The sequence below is a fragment of the Pseudomonas rhodesiae genome, from assembly GCF_013285305.1.
Classification (GTDB): domain Bacteria; phylum Pseudomonadota; class Gammaproteobacteria; order Pseudomonadales; family Pseudomonadaceae; genus Aquipseudomonas; species Aquipseudomonas rhodesiae.
This window is the reverse complement of record NZ_CP054205.1, coordinates 1917291-1932903: the sequence shown is the minus strand read 5'-3', so window position 1 is coordinate 1932903 and position 15613 is coordinate 1917291. Positions and strand designations below refer to the sequence as shown.

Sequence of the window (15613 nt, the reverse complement as noted above, 5' to 3'; positions counted from 1 at the left end):
AATTCCTCAAACGTGAGGGGCATCGAACAAGTTGCGCCGCGCCTGTTCCCGGCTGAACTCCTCGAACAGTTGACGCATGTACGGCATCATTTCCTGCGCCAGTTGCCGTGGATCCTTGACGTCGCCCTGCACTGTCACGGGCATGGTTGGGGCGAACGTCCAGGCCTGCTCAACGCGAGCAGGATCCGGCTTCGCGGCAGCGCCGGCACTGAGCAATGCAGGCACTGCTGCGGTTGATGGCCCCGTCGTCAACGAACGGGCAACGTCCCCCATCAACGGACCGGCAGCCGAACTCGGCGCAAGTTGCGCAAACCGTGTAATGCCTGGTCCGCTGGGCTTCGGTAGTAGCAGCGGTGAGGGCTGAGCCAAGCGTTCAATCGGCTTATCCTGTCCACCGAAGGCAGCCTTGCCCACCGCACTGCCCAGCTCACCGCCGCCCCAGCTACCGAGGAACCCACCAATCAACCCGCCGACGACGGTGCCGATCACGGGCACCACCGAACCAATTGCCGCACCTGCAGCAGCACCAGCCAGCGTGCCGGCCAATGTCCCTGCAGCGTTGCCGTAGCCTTCGGCTTTTTCGTCGCGGGTCTCTGCATTCTGGTAGGTATCAGCAGCGATCAACCCAGCCTCGATCAGCGCCATAGGCGCCCCGACCTTGGCGAACCCGAGCCCCTTGCCCATCATAGCCTTGGGCGCGAAACGACTAGCAGTAGCGCCAAGCGGAGCTGCAGCCGCAGCAGTGCTGGCGGCAGCCCCTCGACCACCGCGCCCACGCTTACCCTTGCCACGGCGCCGCTTCCCATCTCCACCATCAATCCCACCAGCGCCGCCGGAGGGGTTGGTAACGAACACCCGCTGGATCACATTCGGGTTGCCCATCAACGAACCACGCCCAACGTTCAGTAATCCCTTGCCGATCTTGATTGCATTGATCGCAGCGCCCAAGCCGACGACACCGGCTGCCAGCACCGTCGCACCGCTGATGACAGTCGGGAACTTCCCTGCCAGCTCTCCAAGCCCGTACGCAACCTTCGCCAGCCCATCCGCCACGATGTCCGTCAGCGGCCGCACCGCATCACCAATACGTGTCATCGACGATTCAATACCGGCCGTAGCGCTTGCCCACTTCCGGTTGGACGTCTCACGAGCCTTCGCCGCATCCGCCTCGATCTTGGCCTTACCATCCGTCTTCTTGATGGTCGACATGTCAGCCTTGATCTTGTCGCCGTATTTGATCTGCGCGAGCAAACCCGCACTGGCACTCTGATCGCTGACGATATTCGCCAGCCCGGCCGCCTCGGTCAGGGCGACCATGGCCTGCTCTTCCTCTGCGCTACCATCCGCCGAAGCCTTGATCTTGGCCTTGAGCGCCTCGATCTTCTTGGCCTTGGCCGGATCCTGTTTCTTGATCAGTTGCTCGCTGAGCATGATGAACGCGTCCACCGGGTTCGCCGCCTTACCGCTTTTGGTCGCGGCGAGGATCGAGCCGGCCAGGTCGTAACCTTCCTTGGCAAACCGTTCCTGGCTGGTGCTGCTGATCACGGCGTTGAGCAGGTTGTCCATGTTGGTGGCCGCTGCCGCCGCGTCCTGGGTTTGCGAGAACTGCGACTGCAGGCTGGCACCGAGGAAGCGCACAGCTTCAGGGCCTTCCATGCCCAGGCGTTTGATGTTGCCGAGCATGGACGGCAGATACCGCGCCATGTCTTTTGGACCGAATGCGCCGATATCACCGGCCGCCGCAACCTGTCCCAGCATGGCCCCCATATCTGCCTGCTTAACACCGGCCTCCTTGAAGGAGTTGATCAAGGTTGCGATGGTTTCGGGCTCCATGCCCTGTCCGTCGATGAGATCGGCGATCTGCCCGGCGTAACTAGTGGATTCCTTCCACTCGACGCCCTTTTCGATCAATGCGCCAACAGCACCAGCGAGCAGCTTCTGACTCATGCCTTTGTCTGCGGCTACCTTGCTGATCGCCTCAGTCATCGCGGCCTCTTCATCCGTACCGGCGGTATGAGCCCACAGTGACATCTGACGCATTTGCGCCTGGTAATCGCCAGAGACCTTGGTCGGAATCGCCAACGATGCAGCAAGCGCCGTCGCTTTGCCGAGGGAGTTCTTCATGCCCTCCTTGCCCTGTTGGATCTGCGTATGCCCCAGCGCCTTGAGTTCGGCGCCACGCGCTACCTGGCCGAGGGCCTGGTACTCCTTACGCAGTTTTCCAACCTCAATACCCTGCTCTTTCAGGGTTTTGAGGTTGCCTTCCAGCTTTCGCAGCAGGCCGTCAGCCGAGGCGGCACCGGTGTCGTGGGCCTTTTTCCATTCGTCCCGCAAGCGGATGGTGTCGCCGATGGTGCTCTGCAGCACACGGGCCTTGGTGCCGGTTTCGCCAAGCTTCTTGATGCGGCCTTCGACATCCTTGAAGGCAGCGCCGACCGTGGAGCTGACGACGCCGCCGATGACCAGGCCGAGCGCCAGGTTGTTTGCCATAAGAACACTCCAGGTAGGGATGCGGGGCTCAATCCGTGAGCCACCAGATCATCGTGGAAAAAGGCATAGACTCGATTTCGCTGGCCGCGAAGTTGAACTCCGTAGCCAGGCGCTTCGCTACCTGCTTCTGCAGGGAGGCGTTAAACCCCGTCATCCTGCACCAGGCGAAAGTAGGCGGCCTGCAGCCGCTGGTAGTCCGTCAGCTTGAGCCCCTCCATATCCTTGATGTCGGACTCAGTCAGGTTGGCCAGGATGATTGCGTCGCGCTGATCGTAGTCACCATTGGAAGCAGACGTCGCGGCACGGACGTCACTCACAGTAGGAGCGCGCAAGGTCAGGCGGTCGACCTTCATCTCTTTGATCTCGTAGGGCCTGGACAGCGTGACGATTGCGCGTTCGAGATCAACCACCAGCCACGCGGGCATTGCGCCTTCGTCGTCGGATATACCCGTGTCACGCAGCAACTGCCCGTAGGCGGCTTGCAAGCGTGCGTAATCCGTCAGTTTGAGCCCATCCAGATCCTTCGTACCGACATCCGAGAGGGACGCGAGAATAGTCATTTCACGCAGCACGGCGTCGTCACCGCCGATAGCGTCCGAGGCACGCACTTCACGCAACAACGGCGCCCGCAGGGTCAACCCGTCGACCTTGTCGCCATCGATATCATATGGACGCGACAGCGTGACCGTCGCACTATCAGGACCAAGTGTGAGCCAGGACGGAAGCTCGTTGAGTGTTTTCAGCTTTTTCATAGGATACGTTTCCGTTACAGGCCCAGGTCGCGACGGACGCTGGCAAGTTGGTCCACACCGTTGATGACCCGGACGCAGTTGACCGGATCGATTTCGTACATCAGCCGCCCCGCCACTTCGAGCTTGTAATAGCTGACCGCCACGGCGTACTTGAACTCGGCTGAATCCCCCGGTTTCCAGTCACCGCCATCGATCTCCTTGAGCATTCCGCGAATGGTCGCGATGACGCCTGTTGTCGCGCCCTTCTGCCCCTTGAAGGAGCCACGGAATACCGCGTTGAAAGCAGTCTGGTCAGCCAGGCCGTAAAACTTCATGGCTTCGGCACGCACGCCTTTGCCGGCAAAACTGGCTTCCAACTTTTCCATGCCCTGGTCCATCTCAATCGGGGCGTCCATTCCTGCGGCGCGAAACTCGTCGGTTTTCAAGGTCAGCTTGGGGAGCGTGACAGTGGTGATATCCCCGGCAAAGCTGACGCCATCGATGTGGGCAGCCATGTTGTAAAGCGTTTGCGGAACCATCTGCGGCTCTCCTTTATGCGTTGGTATCGAGGACTTCGGTCAGCCACTGGTTGGTGACCTCGACCCGGAAATTTGGGTTTTCCGCCGGCGGTACGTCGGTAAAGCGGATGTTCCAGTACACCTTGCCCTGCTCCAGCTGGCTGGCCGTGTTCAACTCCGGGTCGGCAAACACCTCGAAGTTGATCAACGCCCCCTGATTCTTCAGGTCACGCATAAACGCCTGCAGGCCGTTGGTGACATCGCTGACGTAGGTCTTGGTGATTGAGCGGTCGACCGCCCATTTGTGGCCGTAAAGGATCGCGTCCATGACGATGTCCATGGTCCGCACGCGGGTGACAAACGCCCACTTCGGATCGCTGGAACAGGTACGGTTGCCCCACAGTCGGTAACCGTCATCACGGATGATGGTGGTGATCTGCGCGTTGTTGAGCAGGTTTGCCCGGCAGGTCTCGTCGCCGTCCAGAAACTCGATGGGACGGCCGGTGCCGGTAATGCCAACAAATTCCTTGTTCGACGGCGAGGCCCAGAAGCCGTACTCCGAATCGGTCCAGGCGAAAAGCCCGGCGACCCAGGCAGAGCTGGGTGCGTCGATGGTGGCACTGAGCGCGGTGTCCCAGAACTTCACACCAGGGTCGACGAGGAACACGCGTTTGCTGCCGAAGTTCTCGCGGTACTCCATGGCCGCTTCGTCGGTGGTATTGGGGCCGTCGATAATCGCCAGGGCGCGCAGTTTTTCACTGAGCGCTACCAGCGCCGTCGCGGTCGCCAGCGTGGCGGTGTGCTTCGGAGCGGCCAGCAAGCGAGGCTGTGCGTTGAAGCGGCTCTTGCCATCGAGCAGCGCCTGCATGCCGGTGCGGGTGCCGTTCGCCAAAACGCCACCGATGATGGCTGATGTTTGCGCTGCAGCATCCGCCAGTTTCTCCACACCACAGGCGACGATCACTGCCTTAGAGCGAACGTAGATAGCCTGGACCGCCTTGGTAATCGCCGCGTCTGCGCCCCAGGCGGCGATGGCTTCGCTTTCGCGGGTGATCAGCAGCAGTTGATTGGGCAACGCACTTGCGTCAGGGCCAGGCGTGAAGGTGTCACACAAACCAATGATGGACGATGACGGCACCGCGATAGGCCGCGTGCCAGTGTCGACGTTGGTCACGGTGACGCCGTGAAAAAATCCGCTTGCACTCATTGTGCGGTCTCCAGAAATAGCGAAGCCCCGCGTTGGCGGGGCTTAGGGGTTGATCGGGGGATACAAAAACGCCCCGACGATGCGGGGCGTTATTCGGTTTGGTCAGTGAGCCATGACGGAGCGACCGGGCGGTGTTCCACATCAGGAAAATGCTCGGCCACAGGCCAGTCACGCAGTAGCAATCGGAACGCCTGCAGCTCTCGATACTGCTCTGCGGTCAGAGTGGTGTCGCGCTCAGCCTCCAGTTCATCGCGGTGACGGGTCACCAGCGCGTCAGAGCCGCTCAACTGCCGATCTCGCCAGGCACGCTCATGTGCGGTAGCTTCCTCAACGGTGAGTTTGGGCGTAACCCATGCCGGTCGGCCTTGGTCATCACTGCCACGCCGCATACCGGGCGGTGGTGGTTGCTGGCCGAACATCCGCCATTCCTCCTCGGTCACCTCAATGGCATCGCTCGGCCACGTGCCTGCTGCGTCATAGGCTGCCCGCTCAGCAAGGAACACAAAGCCACAGTCCTTGGCGCTGTAATAGATCGTGGAAGCACCTTTGGTTTTGTTGATCATGATTAACGTCCAAGAGCAATGATCAGGGGTTTAACGAGTGACTGGTTACCCGTGCCAAACCACTGCGGAAAGACTTTCACACCCAGACGGTCCCAATATTCCATCTGGAACATTTGGTCAGAAAGCGTGTTACCAGAAGTCGAGCGGGTAAACGGCCCAGCAAATACGCACTCGTTCGGAAACGGTACAGGGTGGCTGATTGCCGGGTATGCTACCGTTTCAGCCCCTGCGAGCGGCCCCTCATACCACTGGAGATACCACACGCCGCTGCTGGTCGGGATCATCAGACGACCGCTCGCCGTAAGTACCGCCGTGGGAGGGATGAAGTTACCTTCCGTCCAAACCTTTTTGTCCCCCCAGATCAGGTCGCCCAGCACCGACATTTTCAGGTAGCGGGCAAACTTGCCGGACCAATTGAAAAGGATGGAAGGCGCCCATTTCAGATCGGTCTGGCCGCCACCGACTTCGTTGATCTCCCGGATCTCAATCGCGCCACCCTTACCGTCCGTGCCTCCGTCCTCTCCTGCCGCCACCGTTCCAGCCAACACCGGACGCTGTCGACTGGTCGTGCCTACCCTCAGCGACGTCAGGATATCGGCCTTCAGCGCTAGGGCCTGCATCATGGTGACGGCGAAGTTGGGATCGTTGCCGATGGCTTTTGCAATTTCATCAATCTGGTCCAGCAGCTCAGGAGCTGCACCGACCAACTTCTTTATCGCCGCTGTGATCTCGGCGACGGTCTGCTCCTTGGTATAGGCGTCTCCGATACTGTAGCCAGCCAACGTTGTGGCCTTGTTGGCTTTCTGCGTCAGTGCAGCGGTGACGTCGTCCGCATTCGCCTTACTTGCGGGATCGAAATTACCGGCATGCCACAGAGTACTACCACCCCACAGCAGGTCACCGACACTCGACATGGCCAAGTCCTTGGCCTTTTGTCCCTGCCAATGAAACAGAATACGCGGCGCATACGACAAGTCCGCCTTGGTGTTGGCGACACCCTGGGCCTCCCGAATCTGAAGGGCTCCACCGTTGCCAGAGCCATCCGTGCCGCCTGGCAAAGGCGCTGCCAACACCGGCTGTTGCTGGCTCACTACACCTACGCGCAAGGCGTCGGTGATGCCATAGCCCGCAAGCGTAGTCGGGTTTTTACCCGAGACCACAATGCCTCGCGAGTTGATCGTAACCTGGGTGTAGGTCCCCGCCTTTTTATCCGCCGGCAGCACCGCTTCAATCGAGCGGTCCACGTACTCCCGCGTTGCCAACACAATCGAGGGATCAATCTTCAACACCACGTTGGTGATGCTGGAAATGATGAAGTTCATCCGCACGATCTGCGTGCGGCCAGAGCCCTGCGACAGCAACGGTTTGAAGCTCGGCGCACAGTTGGCGACCGCTACCAGGTCGCCGTCTGCGTCGTAGAGACCGATCTCTCGCACCCACCAACCGCCGACATCCGCAGGAATTACCTGCTCGGCGATCAGCACCGAGGGGTTGAGTGGATCAACCATCAACTGATTCAACGGCGCCCGACGACGCTCGTTGATCAGCTTCGTCTGCAGACGATTCGGGATAGGATCAGTGCCGTGTGCGTCTCCCACGCCCATCTGTGAAATATTCCAGGGGATACCCAACGCATCAGCGTTGGCCTGCTTCGCCTCACCCACCTTGGTGAGGATGGCAAAGAATTGTGAATTAAGGTCGATCATGGGTACACGTCCAGGGTGTCGATGCTGTGCTCACGTCCTGACGAACCGATGTAGCCGGTGACTTCGATATCACGCTGCATCGGCGGATAGACGTTGATTTCATCGCCTTCATACATGGCGACACCAATGTTTAAAGCGCCTTGGGTTTCGAGGCTGATCGCCAGCCCTGTCAGCTTGCGACTGACAGGCTTGGCGTCGTCCACCAGCCGTTCCAGCTCCAGATACATCTCTTCGGTAATGCCGGTATCCAGCACGCCGACTTTCAACGCAAAGGTGCCGGGAATGCCTTTGGGCGCGGTCTGCCACCACTCCAGCACCTCGATCAGGTAGCCCAGCGGCTCGACAACGCGACGCAGTGCGCCGATGGTGCCCTTGTGCGCATGCACGAAGAACGCCGAGCGGATCGCTGAACGCTTGACCGCTTCGGGCCAGCGGGTATCCCAGCGGTCGACGGACCAAGTCCACGCTAACCAAGGCAGCAAGTGCACCGGGCAGGTATCCGGGTTGTAAAACGTGCGCAGCGGGATCTCGGTCTTTTCGGCCAGCGCGGCTTCAATGGCGCGTTCCAGCTGCGTGCTGTTCAGAGGTAACAAGCTGCTCATGTCATCCTCCTAGAACCACGCTGTACCCGGTGCAATATGCCGCCTGGTATTTGGTCGGTTTCAGGTCGACCCAGTCTTTCAGCTCGACCCGACCGACACCGCTGATGTGCAACTGGGCGTCGACCCCGGAGCGAGCGATTTCCAAAGCCAGGCGTTTACGTGGATTGATCCAGGCAGCAAGGCGCTTGATAGCTTCGGTGAGGATCGCATCGTTTTCCGGACCGGCGCCGACTGGATACAACACGGCGTCAATCCGGTATTCCAGTATCTCGGCGCTTTGCACCGTCAATCGATCACCCACCGGCCGGATATCGTCGTCGCTCAGCTTCGCGAACACCTGATCAAGCAACGCCTGATCGGCATGCCCACTGCCGATAAGGCTAAGCACCGTGACCACGACCTCGGCCGGCGCTGGGCTTTCCGCCGTCGCATCAGCCACCAGCGCCGAGGCGTTGCGAGCATGGAAGATGTAGCTGTTGCGCGGCCCAGCCGTGGTCAGGCCCTCGTAGACCAGTTGGATACGCTCGCGCAGCGCATCGTCCGACTCCTTGACCTCTTCAACCGGCGGGACTGCGAGCAAGTTTTCCGGCTGAATCACCAGACGCTTGAGCCTGACGTTGGCCGCGAGCTGATCAAGGTCCTCCTTTTGCGCATAGGCCAAGAGCAATGCCTTGGCCGCGTCATTAACCCGCGCCCGGTTCTGCATCTTGCCGTAGGCACCCAGTTCCACCAACTTGACCACCGGATCGCTCTCAAGCGCCGCCGACCAGTTGTCGCCCATGTAACCGCGAAAAGCCTGCAGGCCTTCCTCATACAGCGCTTCATAATCCAGGGACTCCAGCACCTGCGGTGCCGGCAATGCCGATAGATCCACCGTACTCATGCCGACACCTCCAGCAGCAAGCGCTCGCCCTGATAATCACCGGTTAACTTAAAGTCGATGCGTCCGCTGACAATGGCGACGACCTGCACCTGCTCCAGCTTTAGCCGCGGCTCCCAACGCCCGAGCGAACGCGCTACCTCGGCCTGTACCGCGCTTTTCCAGCCTGCATTTACTGGCAGGTCGACAAAGCGCCGGATCTGGCTGCCGTACTCCGGGCGCATCCGCCGACTGCCCACGGGCGTGGAAAGAATGTCTTCGATGGACTGCCGGAGATGGTCGAGCCCGGACAACGGTTGGCCGGTGCGGCGATCCATTCCGATCATCAGGGTTACTCCACTTGCCTAAAGTCGGCATGTTTTGAGAGGTAGTTATGCAGCACGTCGTCGCTCGCACTGATCCGGCCCTTGATCACCATTGCCGCACGTCCATCCGGCAGGATCAGGGTGCGCGAGGTGTAAATCTGGTCGAGGAACACCACACCGTCACTCGCTGCCAACATCGTCGAGGCCGGCGGCTCAATGACCGTTATCGGCTGACCGTCAGGTTTGTTCTTGCTCATAACGAAGCTCCCAAAAACGAAGAAACCCGCCCTCGGCGGGTTGTATAAACCTGTGTATCAATGCGTGTGGTTCGCGCTGTTTCCGGCGGCATCGATGATCTTGCCGGCACTGTTGATATTGCCGGTTGTATTCAATGTGCTATTGATCTGAGTGGCGCCGTCAATGGTGACCACGCCCACCAGGTTGATCTCGCCGGACACCAACGTGGTGGCGTCAGGCGTAATTTCCAGCACAGAACCGCCGACCTTGATCGTGACAGTGCCGGCGGGCAGATCGATGGTGTAGCTGCTGGCTTCCCAGTCGTAGACCAGAGAGCCGCCATCGTCGAAACGCCAGACCTCGACGTGATCGCGATTGTCGGGTTGCGCACCGGCATTGCCATACAACCCAGGAATAAACGTCCCCATCGCTGGCTCACCGCTGGGACTGAACAACACGCCCTGCTCTTTCAGGCTTGGCGCCCGCCAGTGGCGCGTCTTACCGGCAGCCAGGCTGTGCCAACGCACCCAGGCGCTGGTCCAGCCGTCCGCCTGTACACGCACCATCGCTGTCGTGAGGTCCACGGCGACCACCACGCAAGGCATCAACATCGAGGCGATCATTCGATCATGCTGTGCAGAGGCGTAGCTCATTAAAGATCCTCCGGCCTGATGTATTTATCCTGACTGCCTGGGCCGGTGTCTTCGTTGAACCCCAGCACCAACGTGCCCGGCGGTTCATCCGGCCACGGCCACTCTTCGGTGCCCAGATAGATCGTTTGGTCCCACTCCACCAACCAGACGAAATATCCGTCCAGTTCTGGCTTGGTCCAGTCCTGGGTGGACCGCACGAACTCGGCACAGTCGACCTCCAGGCCCCAGCTTTGCGCCCGGAGCAATACCGCTAGCTGAGACGCCAACTGCACCGCCTGACGTTGCGGATCCGCGCCGATCGAATCGACGATAATCCGTGCCTCGAACTTGCAGGTGAGCGCGGTTTCGCCAGTGCCGATTTCCGGTGCCGGTTCCATCTCAGCCATTTCCAGCAGCACCACGGGCGTGGGGATGCTGGTCTCTGCCGACAGATCCGGCCAGAACGACACGCCCTGAATTCCCGGCAAATGCTCCTGCAGGTGCTGCTCGATGGCCTCATATAAACGGTTGAGGCTGAAGGGTTGATCAGACACGGGCGTTCCCCTTGAGGTATTTCTGCAGTTCAAAGTTGAGTTCTTGCTTGAGGATCTCCAGCAAGCGCTCATCGGCACGTTTCACCCAGCTGTCGAAGTGCGGTCGCACCTGGTCCAGCGAAACTTTGGCTTTCGCCAGCGGGAAGCGGTTGTCGTTTTCCGCGATGAAACCAGAGCTGCGCCGCCCCTGCGTGCTGCCTGGGTAGTCCGTGACGTTGAAGTGTTTGCTCGACGTGCGGATCCAGATATCTGGACCGCTGCCGTAAACCTGCTTGAAGAACGCCCCCTGGTACCGCCGCCCCGCCACCGAAACACCGGCGCGGGTTTGCCGAGCCTTCCCGATCCGACTGGCCTCAATGGCGTTGACCCCGAACCACAACTTGCCGCGCATCACCCCGCCGCTGACCGGATAAGCCCGCAGGCGTTGCCGGACGGCGCCGATGGCGATGCGTTCCTGCTTGCCTACGGCCCGGGCAATGTGAGTGCGCAGCCAGCCCAGCGTCTTGTTGATCGCACGGCGTTGAGCTGCTGCGGCCGCCTTGGGCACCAACTGTCCGAACTCACGCAGGGCCTGGGAATGCACCGCCGATGGCTGGATGTTGATCATGCCGCTGTCGCGGGTTTGCTGTACGTGGCTGCCGACGCTCATGGACGCTTCCTCAAGATCAGGGCCACCAGGCCATTACCGTTGGGCTCCAGCTGCAGCAGGTCGTATTCGCCACCACCATCCAAAACCGGTACGTCGACCGTGACCCGCAGTCCTTTGCTGAGGCCTTCCGAATCCTTCACGCGGATCTCAAAGCGAGGCTCGCGTATGGCGGAGTGGACCTTGCCGAACGCGGGTTGCTTCCAGGGTGCCGAGAACATGCCCAGCACCGGCTCGGCGCGGCCTTCGATCTGGGCACTGTCGCCCAAGGTGTCGAAGACCACGTCGTCGAGATCATCGATCAGTTCGCGGAAGGCCACGGTCACATCTCCAGCAGGATCTGCGCCCGAGGTCGCGTGCACAGGTGCAGCGGGTTGGACTGGGCCTCACCGGCCACGCCCTTGTTGAACGGCAGCGGCTCGATCTTGCTGTAGTACGGGATGCCCTGTGTGTTGACCGTTTCCATGTAGTCAGCCGGTGCGAAGGACGAGATGTACAGATCAGGGACGCCTTCAGGGATCAGCAGCGCCTTGTCATCGTGAACAAACGCTACGCCGGCAACCTTGCCGCGATAACGCTCCCAGACGATCCCGCCGAACTCGAAACTTTCACGGGCATCGCCACGCAGAGACGCGGCCTGCATGGTGTTGAGGTAGGTCTCTTTCACCGACTTATGAACTATCAGCTTGTTCCAGAAGTTCTTGCCGCACAAAGCACGGGAGCCGGAGCTGGTGACGCTGCCGAGGGCTTCCTCCTGCATATCCAGCGCTTCGCCGCATTTGACCCGTAGTTCGGTATCTGGACTGTTCAAACCCATCGGCAGCCTCTGGCGATTCACGCCGAAGGATTTGTAAATATCCAACAGGACGGTCTTGCCATCGGCGTCCAGCACCTGCCCGTTCAATGCACCCATGCGCTGGAATTCGTGGGTGGCATCCAACTGGCGACGGGCCTTCGCCAGGCGCTTATTGACCACGTCCTGCACGGCCTGCAATTCGCTGCGGGTGCCAAAGGCGCGGATGCCCTGGATCTCATCCGCCTTGATAGTGAAGCGCTCCGGCAGGTGTACGGTGTTGAACGGGATCAACGTACGCTTGGTCCCGCCAACCACCAGGCCCGATGTACCACGCTCGCCCGCTGGCACCAGGGCCAGGGTGTCGCCGTCCTTCTCGATCTGCACGGTCAGGGTGCTGATGCCTTCTTCGCGGAACAGGCCGAGGCTGCTGATGCGACCCGGCAGGTATTCTTGTTCGTTGATTGCAGCGGTCAGCGAGGAGACGCTGAACGCATCGTCTTCAAAAATGGCGATATCGGCCATGGGGCTTTCTCCAGAAACAAAAAATCCCGCACGCGGCGGGATGGATAAGTGGGGTGAACGTCTTAGCGGACGATCACGAAATGGGACGCCAGGGCTTTTTCGGCGGCCGGGTCGAGTCCGGTCAGGTGGGCTTCGCTGACCTCGGCCAAGCGCACGACAGCACGACCGCGACGAGGAACATCTGACTCGCCCAGCGGGCCGTAGAGGATCGCGATGGCGTTCTCGGTGCCGTCCTCAGCGGTCGGCTGATACGGCGCAAACTCGCTGGTGGCGGTGATCAGGCCCAGGATCTGCCCCGGCTCAAGTGCCGCACCAGCCGCGACGTTGATCGCTTCGCGGGAAATGTTGCCAGCGCCTTCGGACAGCAGGAACTCGCCCGCGTGCATCGATTCGGTTTTCATGCTCTTGCTCCTTTCGAGGTTCCGTTCTGTGCTGCCTGACGAGCGGCCCAGACAGCGTGGGTATCGACCTGTTTGGCCTTGATTGTTGGGGCTGGGTCATCGTCCAGCGGTAGGCTGTTGTTGATTTCAAAGCCACCGCCGCTGCTCACCAGCTTGTCGAACAGCCGCGCCCTGACGGCCGCTTCATCCAGGCCCGCCGCGATAAAATCGCCGGTCAGTTCAGGCAACCGTGCTGCAACACAAAGGCCGTGCATCACTTTGGCTTTAGCCAGCGCCGCCTGGATCACCGCTTCGCTTTCCAGCTTTGTCGTGGCGAGAATTGGATCTACCAGATTGCTGATGCCCGCTGCCGCACACCCTTGAGTGACCAGCAGCGCCAGGCTGGCTGCATCCAGCACGGGAGGAGGTTCCGGTGGCTCGCTCGGTTCTTGCGGCTCAGCATCCGGTTCATCGTCCAGCTGGGCGAGCAACTCAGGCGGGGCATGCTGGAAACGCTGCAGCACGCTGCCCTGGCCGAGGCAGGCGCTGACCTTCAGGCCGTCACCCACCTCATCAGCCAGACCCAACGCTACCGCTTCATTGGCAGTGAGCCAGGTCTCGGCGTTGACCATGCGCCGCAGCTCCGCCTCATCGATGTCCGGCGCTTTGGCTTTGTAAGCCGCGATGATCGCTTCCAGGGTCTGGTCCAGCACATCGGCGACGCGGCGGAAGTCTTCGGCATCGCCACCGGTAAAGGTGTAGGGGTTGTGAATCATCAGCATGGCGTTGGCCGCGATCACCACCCGGTGAGCGCCGCACACCGCGACACTGGCGGCGCTGGCTGCCAGCGCATCAATGCGCCCGGTACAGCGCTCGCCCAATCGCGACAGCGCGTTGTGGATCGCCAGGCCATCGAACAGGTCACCGCCGATGCTGTTGAACGCAACGATCACCGGCGACACACCATCATCCATGGCGCGCAGATCCTGTACGAACTGATTGGCGGTGACGCCCCAGGCGCCGATCTCGCCGTAAACGAAGATCTCGATGTTGCGCTGCTCGGCTTCGCCGCTGGCCTGCAAGGTGTACCAGCTTTTATCGGCGACTTTTACTTGCTTGCCCGCTTTGTCATAAACGCGGGGCTTGGTTTTTTTACTCATGGTAATTCCTTGTCATCAATCGGCTCGATGGCATCAAGAGTCGTGTAGTTGAGGCCGAGGCCCGTGGACCTGGCGAGGTCGGCGGCGTTTTCTGCGTCGATGGTTTCCGCGTCGTAACCGTTACGCAGACACATCTCACTGCGCGAACCGAAACCCGCCTGCACTTCCATCCGCCGTGCCTGCACGTCCTGCACCGGCTGGATGTAGGCCCAGCCTTGCGGCACCCAACGCGTGCGCAGGTATTCGCGGCGGCGTTGCGCGTAGTCCTCCAGCACCAGGGCACCGGACAGCACCGCCATGTCCATCCAGGCCGCCCGCACCGGGCGACACAGCTGATGCACATACACCCCGAACTGAAGTTGCTCCAGGCGTCGCCGGAATTCGTTGAGCACTACCCGCAGCGCCCGGTCGTTGACCTCACGCATGTCACCGGTGAGGATCTCGTAGGGCGTGCCCGAACCCGCCGCAGCTGCCATCAGCTGCTGCCGCATGAAGTCTGGGTAGTTGTTGCCGGCGTCCGGTGGCTTGGAGAACTCCACCTCTTCACCTGGTCCCAGCTCCTGCATGGTGCCGGGCTCCAGGGCGACCATCGGCGTGAAGCCGTCGCGGTCGGTGGTCAGGAGTTGCCCCGTGACAGGGTCACGCGGTTGTTGCCCCATCTCCGGTGATGGCCGCTTGATGAAACCGGCAAATAGGTTTGCCACTTCCTGGCGGAACAGCACCGCGTCATCGTAATTATCCAGGCTGCGCAAACGCTTCAACACCGGCGCCAGACGCGGCACCCCGCGCAACTGCCCCGGCTCCATCGGTTCAAAGATATGCAGCACCTGCGCCGCCGGCACACGCACCAGTTGGTTGTAGCCTGCGTTCAACGACGACGAATCCCGTGGGTGTGACAGGTACATCCAATACGCCACACGCTTACCGGCCGGGTTGAACTCGATCCCGGCGCGGATCACGTTGCCGTTTTTGGCGGTCTCGAACTTGTCGTGTGGGACAAACTCAGGGGCCAGCGCCTGCAGCTGCAGCGGCACCGCCAAGCCTTCGCTAGGGCTGCGCGGCCGTAGCCGCACAAAGCACTCGCCGGCTGTTTCGACAGTACGCGCCACCAGGGCCTGCATGCCGTAGAAGTCGGTCAGCTCATCGGCATCGGCCTCGTCCACCCAGTCATCCCAGAGCTGCTGCTTGAGTTTGCGCAGGGCCGCATCATCCGTGGTCGGCCTGGGTGTGATGCCGGTGCCGATCAGGTTGCTGGCGCGCTTGTCGATGACGTTGAACGCGTACGGGTCATTGCGCACCGCCGCCCGCGAACGTGCCCGCAGGTTGCGCAGGGCCGGGGTGTTGATGCTGTTGATGCCGTTGTCGGTAGCTTCCCAACTGGCCGAACGCCGGCCCTCCCCGGCGCCTTCGTAACTGGCCTTGATGTTCGACGGCAGCAAGAATCCATTACGGGTGAGCGTCGGATAATGTCGGGCCATTAGAGTCCCTTGCCTCCGTGGGTAAGCCGAATCACGCGAGAACGCGGTCCGGCGGCGTTGGTCAGCGACGTGCGGATCTCGTCACGGGCCTTGAGCAGTTCGTCGATGGAGCGGTACTCCACCGTGCGGTCGCTGTAGCGCACGGTCTTTTCACCGCGTGCGATGGCGCGCTCGATGGCTTCGAGGTGCTTCGGGGTAAACGACAT

Annotated in this window: 19 protein-coding genes and 1 pseudogene; all 20 read right to left on the bottom strand. The window is 61.0% G+C overall.

Translation table 11 applies throughout. The features are described 5' to 3' along the window. Nucleotides 1-6: 6 nt before the first annotated feature. A complete protein-coding gene (locus HRH33_RS08790; protein WP_173603420.1) occupies nt 7-2490 on the bottom strand; it encodes a phage tail tape measure protein in 2484 nt (827 codons plus the stop codon). Between the two features lie 140 nt (nt 2491-2630). Next, entirely contained in the window at nt 2631-2915 is a 285-nt protein-coding gene (locus tag HRH33_RS26680; protein ID WP_244962438.1) for a phage tail assembly protein, read from the bottom strand. A gap of 45 nt (nt 2916-2960) precedes the next feature. Continuing rightward, a pseudogene (locus tag HRH33_RS26675) lies at nt 2961-3242 on the bottom strand (phage tail assembly protein); the annotation flags it as partial. Between the two features lie 14 nt (nt 3243-3256). Next, nucleotides 3257-3760 (bottom strand): phage major tail tube protein, encoded by a 504-nt coding sequence (locus tag HRH33_RS08780; RefSeq protein WP_173603418.1) that lies wholly within the window; start codon nt 3758-3760, stop codon nt 3257-3259. A 13-nt stretch (nt 3761-3773) separates the two neighbouring features. After that, the gene (locus HRH33_RS08775; protein WP_173603417.1) at nt 3774-4946 is read right to left on the bottom strand and encodes a phage tail sheath subtilisin-like domain-containing protein; all 1173 of its coding nucleotides are present in this window, start codon (nt 4944-4946) and stop codon (nt 3774-3776) included. A gap of 89 nt (nt 4947-5035) precedes the next feature. After that, the gene (locus tag HRH33_RS08770) at nt 5036-5509 is read right to left on the bottom strand and encodes a phage tail assembly chaperone (RefSeq protein ID WP_173603416.1); all 474 of its coding nucleotides are present in this window, start codon (nt 5507-5509) and stop codon (nt 5036-5038) included. 2 nt (nt 5510-5511) lie between these two features. Then, nucleotides 5512-7215, bottom strand: a complete 1704-nt coding sequence (locus HRH33_RS26365) for a phage tail protein (RefSeq protein ID WP_244962433.1) — start codon at nt 7213-7215, stop codon at nt 5512-5514. After that, the gene (locus tag HRH33_RS08760) at nt 7212-7817 is read right to left on the bottom strand and encodes a phage tail protein I (RefSeq protein WP_173603415.1); all 606 of its coding nucleotides are present in this window, start codon (nt 7815-7817) and stop codon (nt 7212-7214) included. Before HRH33_RS08760 ends, HRH33_RS26365 begins: the two co-directional genes overlap by 4 nt. A 1-nt stretch (nt 7818) precedes the next feature. Beyond that, entirely contained in the window at nt 7819-8700 is an 882-nt protein-coding gene (locus tag HRH33_RS08755) for a baseplate assembly protein (protein WP_173603414.1), read from the bottom strand. Further along, on the bottom strand, nt 8697-9023 hold the full coding sequence (locus HRH33_RS08750; protein ID WP_173603413.1) for a GPW/gp25 family protein: 327 nt from the start codon (nt 9021-9023) through the stop codon (nt 8697-8699). Before HRH33_RS08750 ends, HRH33_RS08755 begins: the two co-directional genes overlap by 4 nt. A gap of 5 nt (nt 9024-9028) precedes the next feature. Continuing rightward, a complete protein-coding gene (locus HRH33_RS08745) occupies nt 9029-9259 on the bottom strand; it encodes a hypothetical protein (protein ID WP_173603340.1) in 231 nt (76 codons plus the stop codon). Between the two features lie 57 nt (nt 9260-9316). Continuing rightward, nucleotides 9317-9892 carry a phage baseplate assembly protein V gene (locus HRH33_RS08740; protein ID WP_173603412.1) on the bottom strand — a complete coding sequence of 192 codons (576 nt, stop codon included), beginning with the start codon at nt 9890-9892 and terminating at the stop codon, nt 9317-9319. Continuing rightward, the gene (locus HRH33_RS08735; protein WP_173603411.1) at nt 9892-10425 is read right to left on the bottom strand and encodes a hypothetical protein; all 534 of its coding nucleotides are present in this window, start codon (nt 10423-10425) and stop codon (nt 9892-9894) included. Before HRH33_RS08735 ends, HRH33_RS08740 begins: the two co-directional genes overlap by 1 nt. After that, entirely contained in the window at nt 10418-11074 is a 657-nt protein-coding gene (locus HRH33_RS08730; RefSeq protein ID WP_173603410.1) for a hypothetical protein, read from the bottom strand. The genes HRH33_RS08735 and HRH33_RS08730 overlap by 8 nt, the downstream gene beginning before the upstream one ends. Beyond that, entirely contained in the window at nt 11071-11391 is a 321-nt protein-coding gene (locus HRH33_RS08725; protein ID WP_173603409.1) for a head-tail joining protein, read from the bottom strand. The genes HRH33_RS08730 and HRH33_RS08725 overlap by 4 nt, the downstream gene beginning before the upstream one ends. Nucleotides 11392-11393: 2 nt before the next feature. Next, nucleotides 11394-12389 carry a major capsid protein gene (locus HRH33_RS08720; RefSeq protein ID WP_173603408.1) on the bottom strand — a complete coding sequence of 332 codons (996 nt, stop codon included), beginning with the start codon at nt 12387-12389 and terminating at the stop codon, nt 11394-11396. A 62-nt stretch (nt 12390-12451) separates the two neighbouring features. After that, complete coding sequence (locus HRH33_RS08715; protein ID WP_069077637.1) at nt 12452-12790, bottom strand: head decoration protein; 339 nt, start codon at nt 12788-12790, stop codon at nt 12452-12454. Then, complete coding sequence (locus HRH33_RS08710) at nt 12787-13929, bottom strand: head maturation protease, ClpP-related (protein WP_173603407.1); 1143 nt, start codon at nt 13927-13929, stop codon at nt 12787-12789. The genes HRH33_RS08715 and HRH33_RS08710 overlap by 4 nt, the downstream gene beginning before the upstream one ends. After that, a complete protein-coding gene (locus HRH33_RS08705; RefSeq protein WP_173603406.1) occupies nt 13926-15407 on the bottom strand; it encodes a phage portal protein in 1482 nt (493 codons plus the stop codon). Before HRH33_RS08705 ends, HRH33_RS08710 begins: the two co-directional genes overlap by 4 nt. Then, nucleotides 15407-15613, bottom strand: coding sequence for a phage head-tail joining protein (locus tag HRH33_RS08700; RefSeq protein WP_069023714.1), 207 nt, complete (start codon nt 15611-15613; stop codon nt 15407-15409). Before HRH33_RS08700 ends, HRH33_RS08705 begins: the two co-directional genes overlap by 1 nt.

What these genes read in the sequence shown, in the direction of transcription:
- HRH33_RS08745 (WP_173603340.1), bottom strand. Translation starts at nt 9,259, where the DNA reads ATGAGCAAGAACAAACCTGACGGTCAGCCGATAACGGTCATTGAGCCG.
- HRH33_RS08715 (WP_069077637.1), bottom strand. Translation starts at nt 12,790, where the DNA reads ATGAAAACCGAATCGATGCACGCGGGCGAGTTCCTGCTGTCCGAAGGC.
- HRH33_RS08755 (WP_173603414.1), bottom strand. Translation starts at nt 8,700, where the DNA reads ATGAGTACGGTGGATCTATCGGCATTGCCGGCACCGCAGGTGCTGGAG.
- HRH33_RS26680 (WP_244962438.1), bottom strand. Translation starts at nt 2,915, where the DNA reads ATGCCCGCGTGGCTGGTGGTTGATCTCGAACGCGCAATCGTCACGCTG.
- HRH33_RS08775 (WP_173603417.1), bottom strand. Translation starts at nt 4,946, where the DNA reads ATGAGTGCAAGCGGATTTTTTCACGGCGTCACCGTGACCAACGTCGAC.
- HRH33_RS08700 (WP_069023714.1), bottom strand. Translation starts at nt 15,613, where the DNA reads ATGTCGTTTACCCCGAAGCACCTCGAAGCCATCGAGCGCGCCATCGCA.
- HRH33_RS08780 (WP_173603418.1), bottom strand. Translation starts at nt 3,760, where the DNA reads ATGGTTCCGCAAACGCTTTACAACATGGCTGCCCACATCGATGGCGTC.
- HRH33_RS08770 (WP_173603416.1), bottom strand. Translation starts at nt 5,509, where the DNA reads ATGATCAACAAAACCAAAGGTGCTTCCACGATCTATTACAGCGCCAAG.
- HRH33_RS08740 (WP_173603412.1), bottom strand. Translation starts at nt 9,892, where the DNA reads ATGAGCTACGCCTCTGCACAGCATGATCGAATGATCGCCTCGATGTTG.
- HRH33_RS08790 (WP_173603420.1), bottom strand. Translation starts at nt 2,490, where the DNA reads ATGGCAAACAACCTGGCGCTCGGCCTGGTCATCGGCGGCGTCGTCAGC.
- HRH33_RS26365 (WP_244962433.1), bottom strand. Translation starts at nt 7,215, where the DNA reads ATGATCGACCTTAATTCACAATTCTTTGCCATCCTCACCAAGGTGGGT.
- HRH33_RS08720 (WP_173603408.1), bottom strand. Translation starts at nt 12,389, where the DNA reads ATGGCCGATATCGCCATTTTTGAAGACGATGCGTTCAGCGTCTCCTCG.
- HRH33_RS08710 (WP_173603407.1), bottom strand. Translation starts at nt 13,929, where the DNA reads ATGAGTAAAAAAACCAAGCCCCGCGTTTATGACAAAGCGGGCAAGCAA.
- HRH33_RS08730 (WP_173603410.1), bottom strand. Translation starts at nt 11,074, where the DNA reads ATGAGCGTCGGCAGCCACGTACAGCAAACCCGCGACAGCGGCATGATC.
- HRH33_RS08760 (WP_173603415.1), bottom strand. Translation starts at nt 7,817, where the DNA reads ATGAGCAGCTTGTTACCTCTGAACAGCACGCAGCTGGAACGCGCCATT.
- HRH33_RS08750 (WP_173603413.1), bottom strand. Translation starts at nt 9,023, where the DNA reads ATGATCGGAATGGATCGCCGCACCGGCCAACCGTTGTCCGGGCTCGAC.
- HRH33_RS08705 (WP_173603406.1), bottom strand. Translation starts at nt 15,407, where the DNA reads ATGGCCCGACATTATCCGACGCTCACCCGTAATGGATTCTTGCTGCCG.